The organism is Bacillus sanguinis, from assembly GCF_018332475.1.
GTDB lineage: Bacteria > Bacillota > Bacilli > Bacillales > Bacillaceae_G > Bacillus_A > Bacillus_A sanguinis.
The window spans coordinates 1-8454 of the sequence record NZ_BOQB01000226.1 but is presented as its reverse complement, the minus strand read 5'-3'; the positions used below and the strand labels follow the sequence as shown (position 1 = coordinate 8454).

Genomic DNA, 8454 nt, shown 5'->3' with positions numbered 1-8454 from the left:
GTTTGTCTAGCATCAAAAATAAAAATTGACGTTTCACGTTGTTTGTTTCGTTCAGTTTTCAAAGAACTACTTGGTCGCTCATTTGCGACTTCCTTATGTTAACATCTTCGTTAGTTAATGTCAACTAAGTTTTTCATTTCGTTTGTCGCTTTCGACGTTAATGTCATCGGCGACTTGTTCTATATTACACCTCTATACTATAATCGTCAATACTTTTTATCCTTTTTATTTTATAAATTATAAAGACCGTTAAACCTTCATCTTTTATACTCCGTCCCTAGAGATGAATAAACTGTTGCATTCACTTTCATAATCGACACTTTATACTTTCTTACCACATATACCTTTCTAAAGAATGAATATCAAACCAAACAAATATATATTAAAAGTAGCTTTTTTTATTGCGAGTACATTCTAACTGCATTCACAAGTATTTCCTACTACTTCTCTCTAGGAATTATAAATACACCATACATTTACTAAAAATCTAATTACCTTAGGAGGCGTTATGAAATGCATGTTAATAAGAAAATCATTTATGTATCCCATGATGCCCATTTCCACGGAGCACAGCTGCTTTCTTTACATACTATTAAAGCTCTTAAAGAAAACTTTAACTACTCTGTTGCAATTATTTCTATTGGAACGGGCATTTTAATCCACGATTTTCAAAAGTATGGTTCTGTTTATTGCCTAGAGGAAGACTACCCAACAGAAGAAAAGGTCGAATTATTAATAAAGAAGTTATTATCACAAGGCTATACCATCGCCATATGTAGTACCGTCATAAGTGGTGATATAGTTGCATCACTAGCTAAACACAATATAAAAGTTATTTCATTAATACATGAATTGCCACATTTAATACAACAGTACTCTGCCGAGGGGAAAGCTAGAAACATTGCCCAGTTTGCTTACAAAATTGTCTTCCCTTCACAGTACGTGTATGAAAAATTCCGTACAATCACCCAATTAGATCATCAAAAATGCCACATCCTCCCTCAAGGCTTGTTTAACCACAATCCTTATAAGAACAATATTGCAAAAGCTAGAAGCGAATTACGAAAAAAACACAACCTGCCTCTAGATAGCAAAATCATTTTGGGAGTAGGTTTCGCTGATCATCGAAAAGGAATAGATTTATTCTCACTTATTGCTTACTCAGTAAGAAAGATTCATACGAATATTCATTTTATCTGGGTCGGGAGAACGGATGTTCATTTCTTTAACACGCTATCCCCAAGATATACAGCACATTTCACATTAGTGGACCCTACTCCAGATATCGGCTTATATAACGCCGGGGCTGATTTATATTTATTAACTTCAAGAGAAGATCCTTTTCCCAACGTTGTTTTAGAAGCATTAGATACGAAAGTCCCTGTTATAGGGTTTAAAAACGCTGGAGGTTTTGAAGATATTGTTACGGAACATACTGGCGCATTAGTAGACTATTTAAACTTACCAATGATGCTGGAAAGAATATATGAATTTATTGGAGATGAAGATTTACGCTTACAAAAAGGTAGCTTTGGCCAAGAACTTATTGAAAAAGATTTCAACTTTCTTCATTACATTTACCAATTATTAAACCTGCTTGAGCATAATTATAAAAAAATAAGCGTCATTGTACCGAACTATAATTACGAAAAATACTTACCTGACCGAGTTAAATCTATATTTAACCAAACCTATCCCCTTTACGAACTAATTTTCCTAGACGATGCCTCTACTGACAATAGTGTATCTATATTTGAACAGCTGCTCTCAAACGAAAATAAGCCCCACCTAAAAGTTCATCAAATTATTAATGATAAAAACTCTGGTTCTGTATTTAAACAATGGGTAAAAGGCATCTCTGCAGCAACCGGTGATTATATTTGGATTGCAGAGGCTGATGACTTATGTGATCAGACATTTTTAGAAGAAATAATACAAGGGTTTCATTTAAATAGTGATGTTACCTTAGGCTATACACAATCAAAACAAATAGATGAACAAGGAAATATCCTGGCCAATCATTATTTAGATTACACAAATGATATTGATAAAGAAAAATGGCAGCGTCCTTATTTTCGAAAAGGGAGAGATGAAATACAAGATACGTTACTTATCAAAAACACGATACCTAATGTCTCAAGTGTAGTTTTTAAAAACATAGACATGAAAACAACAGCAAAACAATTAGAAAAGTTTAAAGTAGCTGGTGATTGGTTTTTCTATGTTTCTATTCTTAAAGAGGGAGACATTTATTTCAATCCAAAGCCGCTAAACTATCATAGAAGACATACAAATAGCGTAACGAGAACCGAAGATTCATATTCCCATTACAGTGAAGTTGTACAAATGCAGAATTTGATTAAAGAAACTTTTACTATCGACGACATTTCAAAAAAGAAAATGTACACATATAGAAATTACCTTAAAGTATATTTGAATATTTAATTATACATCTTCCTCACCATTAGTATCTCTTATAAGACGTTACTATCATTTAAGGAGGGGTTACTCTTTGAAAGAATTTATAGCGGCACATAAAGATTTGATTTCTCAAATGGCACACAACTACAATGTAAATGCAAGTATCCATCCAGAGGATCATATCTTTCAATTCCTTGTCACGAATCCAGTCTTTCCGTCTAAAAAAGAAGCGATAGATTATTATTTTAAAGATGGAAGAAAATCAGCAAAAACACTCTTAGATTTAATTACTTCCTTTTATCCTCCTGTAAACAATCAAATTCAATTATTAGAATTCGCATCCGGATATGGCTGCGTAACACGTCATTTGTTAAATCAGCAAACGAACTTAAGTATAACTACTTGCGATATACACGAAGAGGCTATTACTTTTATTGAAAGCACATTAAAGACTTCATCTATCTTATCTCACCCTGAACCAGAACAAGTAAAATTAGCCTCGTCTACGTATGATATTGTTTTTTGTTTATCCTTTTTTTCTCATATGCCTGATACAACTTGGTTTCGTTGGCTCCAAACATTGTATAATGCTGTTTCTCCTGGCGGATTATTCATTTTCACAACTCATGGATATCAAAGTAAAAAGTACTTCGGCTTTCCCGATTTAAATGAACGGGGTTATTGGTTTCTCCCCTCTAGCGAACAACTAGATTTAGATGTTCATCAATACGGGCAAACGATCGTTAGCCCCTCTTACGTATGTGAAAAAATTAAATTATTACCTTATAACCCTATTATCAAAAAATATACTGAAGGTTTTTGGTGGGAACATCAAGACCTTTGGGTAATACAAAAAGAAATAAAATAATAAGCCATGCTCTACTTATACAGAAGTAGGGCATGGCTTATTATTTTTTACTATATAAGAACTCTTCAATCCATAGCTTATTTAACCTAATTCCACTTTTGAAATCTACTTTCGGTTCCCAATTACATTCTCGTCTTACTCTATCTATATTTAAAATGATTTTTTGAACATTTTCTTGTTTTTGTTTATAGCAGATAAAATCCACTTTTCTTTCCGTTAATTTCTCCAGTTCTACTATAATTCGTTTTAAAGAGAGACCCTTCCCGCTCCCTATGTTATACACACAAGATTTCAAGCGATTTAATTGTGATAGTTGTATAGTGATTTCCACTAAATCATCGATATAAATATAATCTCGAATAATCTCTTGTGGATTCCCATATATATTAATCTTTTCATTACTGAGATGCTGATACAAAAAACAATTGATTGCTCCGACTTTCTTTAAAGGATTTTGATATTTTCCATATGGATTAGAATATCTACATACAACATAGTCAATTCCGTATTTTTTCTTATAAAAGTACAAGTAATTTTCAAGCGACACTTTTGTTATTCCATAAGGAGAAAGTGGTTTTAATGGATGACCCTCATCAATAGGTAAATATTCAGGCTCACCATACACGGTGCCCCCAGAAGATGCTAATACAATTTTTTTAACAGGAAATTTTTTAACGCTTTCCATAAAGTTAAGAAAAAAAAAGCTACTGTTTATATCTCCGAAAACATCTTCAATTGAAGTTGCTACATTAGATGTTGCAGCTAAGTAAATAATAATATCCACATTCATTAAAGCTTTATATATATCTTCAACATTCGCTAAATCACCTTTAATAAATTCAACCTCACTTATAATATTTTGAGGGAAATTATTTATATGTCTGGAAAATACTTTTACATTTTGACCTTGTTTCAACAAACCTAATACGAGGTTAATACCAATGAAACTATTTCCACCTACTATTAAATAATTATTCTTCCTCATAATATCCTCTCTAGTAATAAGAATTTTGCTTATCACACCTAGAAATATAAATAAATGAACTTGTTCACTTCTATTATTCATTCTCTTATAATTGTATGCCCCTTATAAATTTTCATTATCTTTATTTTATATTTTCCTTTTAGGATCACTACCTTATTTAAGCTGACCGCAAAAAAACACTCATAATATTTACTCATTCCCATGAATATATTGGATTAGTAAATACCTCCCCTCACCATATATAAAATTTTCAAAAAGGAGCACTATATTGATGAAGAATGTAAATCAAGAGCTTTTAAATCATGTAATCCTACATAAAGATCGAATCCCACATTTCCATAAAGACTTTCCACTAATACTATTTTGGAGCCATAGGAGCGGATGTACTACTTTAGCTAATTGGTTCTTTTTTCAAATTGGATTATTTAATGAAGCCAAGCAATACCATGACTTTATTCATTACTATGAATTCTGGGTTTATAAAAACAACACTAACTACATACCAGAGTTACAAAATGGTCTTCTAACAGCAAAAAAAGCTGTTTGTAAACTTGTGCGAAATCCCTATACAAGGGCTGTCAGCTCATTTTTATTACTTGCTGACAATCCATATGCTAGCCCTCAACGGGAAAGTATATGCCATTATTTATATAATGATAAATATAGTAACCTAGGAATATCATTTAAACAATTTTTATATTACGTTCGAGCATTAGGTCCCAATTCCCTAGCAATGGACATACATTTTAGCCAGCAATACGTTCCAGGTGAAGAAAACTTCATCCAATACTATATTCCTTTAGAAGATTTTAATACACAAATCACCAAACTAGAACATACGTACGATTTAGTTAAATCCAATTTAGCGCTACTTACAAATTCAGATCATCATCGCGCTCATAAAATGATTTATACAGGAAGCTATGCAGAGCTCAGCATTACGGATGCCACCTTCCCTCGCTTTCCAACATATGAAAGCTTTTATGATGAAGAAACAATGGCGTTAGTTACAGAAATATATGCACAAGACTTTGAAATGTACCCGTACACAAAAGGGATACTTTAAATCGGTACACTCTTCAATGAATAAAAGTGAATGTATCGCATAGCATAAAGTGAAACTTTAATTAGCGTAGGGTTCTCCCCCGCTAATTATTTCCTTCTCCCAATCTTACTTTTATGGATTCCCTTATTTTCACCCACTCTCATTGATTGCCCTGATTGTTGACGTATGTGTCATATGCATTTTTTTACACAGGAGTGATGTCATGTGGAAGGTAATTTGAAGCACAATAATGGATATTGCGTTATTTGCGAGAAGGAAGCTACATTTATAGAGCATAATGATTGGCTTAGAGATCACTACTTATGTTCTACATGCCACTCTATACCAAGGCAGCGAGCTTTAATACATGTTTTAAATGCATTTTTTCCAAAATGGGGTTCCTATCATATCCACGAATCCTCTCCAGGAGGGATTACAACTCAACTACTAATAAAAAACTGCAAAAACTATACATATTCTCAATACTTTAAAAACCACCCTCTCGGCCAATACTTTCAAGGAATTAGATGCGAGAACTTAGAAGACTTGACTTTCCAAAATGAATCTTTTGATTTATTCATTACTCAAGATGTCTTTGAACATGTAATGGAGCCAAACAAAGCCTTTAAAGAAATAGAACGTGTATTAAAGCCTGGCGGCGCTCATGTGTTTACTGTACCTTGGTATCACACACTCCCAAAGACTTTGCAAAGAGCAAGAATCAATAAGGATGGAATTGAGTATATTGAAGAGCCAATTTATCACGGAAATCCTATTGATGAGAATGGGTCCTTAGTAACATTTGATTGGGGCCAAGATATGATTGAATATATTTATACACATGCAAATATGTATACCATTGTTTATTTACAAAAGGATAGATCACTGGGGTTAGATGCTGAGTTTCTACATGTTTTTATTAGTAAAAAACACGAAAATGATTTTTAGGCACTATATAATTTGGAGGTTAACAAATGAATAATTTTAAGTTAGGAAGTGATTTCGATAACCTTGTTAGCCCGCTTTCTGATGTTGAACTTCTTAATCTATTTATAAAAAGTTGCTCACAAACAAAGATAAACGGCATCCCAGTACCTATGTTCCCCCCTGAAGAAATTCAACAACAGTTTGTAGGTGCTTCCTATGAACATGCTCTTTATGAAGCATATTTGTTTTATAGCCTTGTAAAAACATATGCCCATAATTTAGGCGTTCCCGTGAATAAAGAACGGAAAATTTTAGACTTTGGTTGCGGATGGGGAAGAATTATACGCTTCTTTTTCAAAGATGTTCGCCATAAAAATTTACTTGGTATTGATGTAGATCCTGTAATGATTAATCTTTGTAACGAAACGTTAGGAAGAGGCAAATATAAAACAGTTTCCCCACAACCTCCTGTAGAATTTATTAATGACAATTCATTAGACATTATATTCGCTTATTCTGTATTCTCACATTTATCCGAAGAAACTGCAGAAAATTGGATAAAGGAATTTTCAAGAATTCTTCGTCCAGGTGGAATCTTCATCGCCACAACACAAGCACGCTATTTTCTCGATTTCTGTCAACAATTCAAGGAACACCCTGAATTAATTCAAACGGGGTGGCATAAAACTTTATCTCAAGCTTTTCCAGATATAAATCGTGCCATCTCGGATTATGAAAGCGGAAATTTCGTTCACAGTCCTACAGGGGCAGGAGATGTTAGAAATAGTAGTTTTTACGGTGAAACTGTTATACCTAGAACTTATATTAAAAATCACTATGAGAAGTATTTAAAGTTACGGGACTTTTTTGACGATGCAAACCGATTACCCCAAGCTCTATTTGTTCTCCAAAAAGATTAACTCTTTTCGCTCATTGTATAATGAAGATCATTTTGTATCTCAGCCGTATATATTAAATCATCAAAGATTTCCATATCAGGCAAACTGGACAAAAGAATTCATTATGTAGCATAAACAAAGTAAGTAAATAACATTTCGCGCGCTTTAAACTGGATCCCAAAATCAAAAGTAACTTCCCACCACTTGAACTACGAAGAACATAAGGGGGATATACTTTGAAAATAATCGCTTTTTACTTACCACAGTTTCATCAAATAAAAGAAAATGACCGATGGTGGGGGAAAGGTTTTACTGAATGGACAAATACGAAAAGTACACGACCTTTATTTTCAGGACATTATCAACCTAGAGAACCTTATCAAGATTTTTATTATGACTTAACCATCCCATCCGTAAGAAAATGGCAAGCAGAAATCGCCAAAGCACATGGCATATATGGTTTTTGTTATTACCATTACTGGTTTAAAGGGAAGAGGCTATTGGAGACACCCTTTAATGAGGTACTTAAGACGAAGGAACCAGATTTTCCATTTTGCCTTTCTTGGGCAAATGAACCGTGGACAAAAACTTGGGATGGTCTTGATAGTCATATATTAATGCCTCAAAACTATGGAGAATTATCGGATTGGAAAGAACACTTTGAGTATTTATTACAAGCTTTCCAAGATGAGAGATATATCCATATAGATGATAAACCACTATTCATTATTTATCGTCCTGGGCATATCCCTCATTGTGAGCAAATGCTGAATTACTGGAATACACTCGCACAAGAAAATGGTTTGAAAGGTATATACTTTGTAGAAACATTAAACAGCTTTCCAATTCCTAATATAAACGGATTCAGTGCTAGCATTCAATTCGAACCTTTTTATACAATTGCTCATGATAGCTCTTCAGACATAAATAAAATAATATATGAATCTGGTAAACAAATAAACGCTTGGGATTATGATAAAGTGTGGATGTATATACTAAAGCGATCTCCTACAGAGAAAAAAACATTTCCAGGTGCCTTTGTTGACTGGGACAACACAGCACGCCGCAAGGACTTAAATAGCAGCATTTTTGTAGGCTCTACTCCTGAAAAGTTCACGATATACTTAAGCAAGCAAATTCACCGTACGTTCTCCCTTTATAATAGTGAGTTTTTATTTATTAATGCGTGGAATGAATGGGCAGAAGGTACTTACTTAGAACCAGATAAAAAGCATGGATTCGCCTATTTAGAAGGAGTTAAGCATGCAATTAATAGAGGTATGAAAGCATACAAAAAAGACGAGTCATT

At 33.4% G+C, this 8454-nt stretch carries 7 protein-coding genes; 6 read left to right on the top strand and 1 reads right to left on the bottom strand.

What is annotated here, in order from left to right; genetic code table 11:
* Nucleotides 1-513 precede the first annotated feature (513 nt).
* Both KI369_RS21810 and KI369_RS21805 read left to right on the top strand, forming a co-directional pair.
* The gene (locus KI369_RS21810) at nucleotides 514-2445 is read left to right on the top strand and encodes a glycosyltransferase (RefSeq protein WP_212957358.1); all 1932 of its coding nucleotides are present in this window, start codon (nucleotides 514-516) and stop codon (nucleotides 2443-2445) included.
* A 67-nt stretch (nucleotides 2446-2512) separates the two neighbouring features.
* Nucleotides 2513-3289 carry a class I SAM-dependent methyltransferase gene (locus tag KI369_RS21805; protein ID WP_212957357.1) on the top strand — a complete coding sequence of 259 codons (777 nt, stop codon included), beginning with the start codon at nucleotides 2513-2515 and terminating at the stop codon, nucleotides 3287-3289.
* A 40-nt stretch (nucleotides 3290-3329) separates the two neighbouring features.
* Here the strand turns inward: KI369_RS21805 and KI369_RS21800 are convergent, their stop codons facing one another.
* Complete coding sequence (locus KI369_RS21800; protein ID WP_212957359.1) at nucleotides 3330-4274, bottom strand: NAD-dependent epimerase/dehydratase family protein; 945 nt, start codon at nucleotides 4272-4274, stop codon at nucleotides 3330-3332.
* A gap of 271 nt (nucleotides 4275-4545) precedes the next feature.
* Here KI369_RS21800 and KI369_RS21795 point away from each other — a divergent pair, with 271 nt between their 5' ends.
* The 4 genes from KI369_RS21795 to KI369_RS21780 all read left to right on the top strand — a co-directional run.
* Entirely contained in the window at nucleotides 4546-5340 is a 795-nt protein-coding gene (locus KI369_RS21795) for a sulfotransferase family 2 domain-containing protein (RefSeq protein WP_212957356.1), read from the top strand.
* Between the two features lie 204 nt (nucleotides 5341-5544).
* Nucleotides 5545-6267 (top strand): class I SAM-dependent methyltransferase, encoded by a 723-nt coding sequence (locus KI369_RS21790; RefSeq protein ID WP_212957355.1) that lies wholly within the window; start codon nucleotides 5545-5547, stop codon nucleotides 6265-6267.
* A gap of 26 nt (nucleotides 6268-6293) precedes the next feature.
* Nucleotides 6294-7166, top strand: a complete 873-nt coding sequence (locus KI369_RS21785; RefSeq protein ID WP_212957354.1) for a class I SAM-dependent methyltransferase — start codon at nucleotides 6294-6296, stop codon at nucleotides 7164-7166.
* 215 nt (nucleotides 7167-7381) lie between these two features.
* Nucleotides 7382-8454, top strand: a 1073-nt coding sequence (locus tag KI369_RS21780; protein ID WP_212957353.1) for a glycosyltransferase WbsX family protein, incomplete at its 3' end; no start/stop codon positions are given.

Excerpts from the sequence above, each read along its gene's own strand:
- KI369_RS21810 (WP_212957358.1), top strand. The coding sequence starts at position 514 with ATGCATGTTAATAAGAAAATCATTTATGTATCCCATGATGCCCATTTC.
- KI369_RS21800 (WP_212957359.1), bottom strand. The coding sequence starts at position 4,274 with ATGAGGAAGAATAATTATTTAATAGTAGGTGGAAATAGTTTCATTGGT.
- KI369_RS21795 (WP_212957356.1), top strand. The coding sequence starts at position 4,546 with ATGAAGAATGTAAATCAAGAGCTTTTAAATCATGTAATCCTACATAAA.
- KI369_RS21785 (WP_212957354.1), top strand. The coding sequence starts at position 6,294 with ATGAATAATTTTAAGTTAGGAAGTGATTTCGATAACCTTGTTAGCCCG.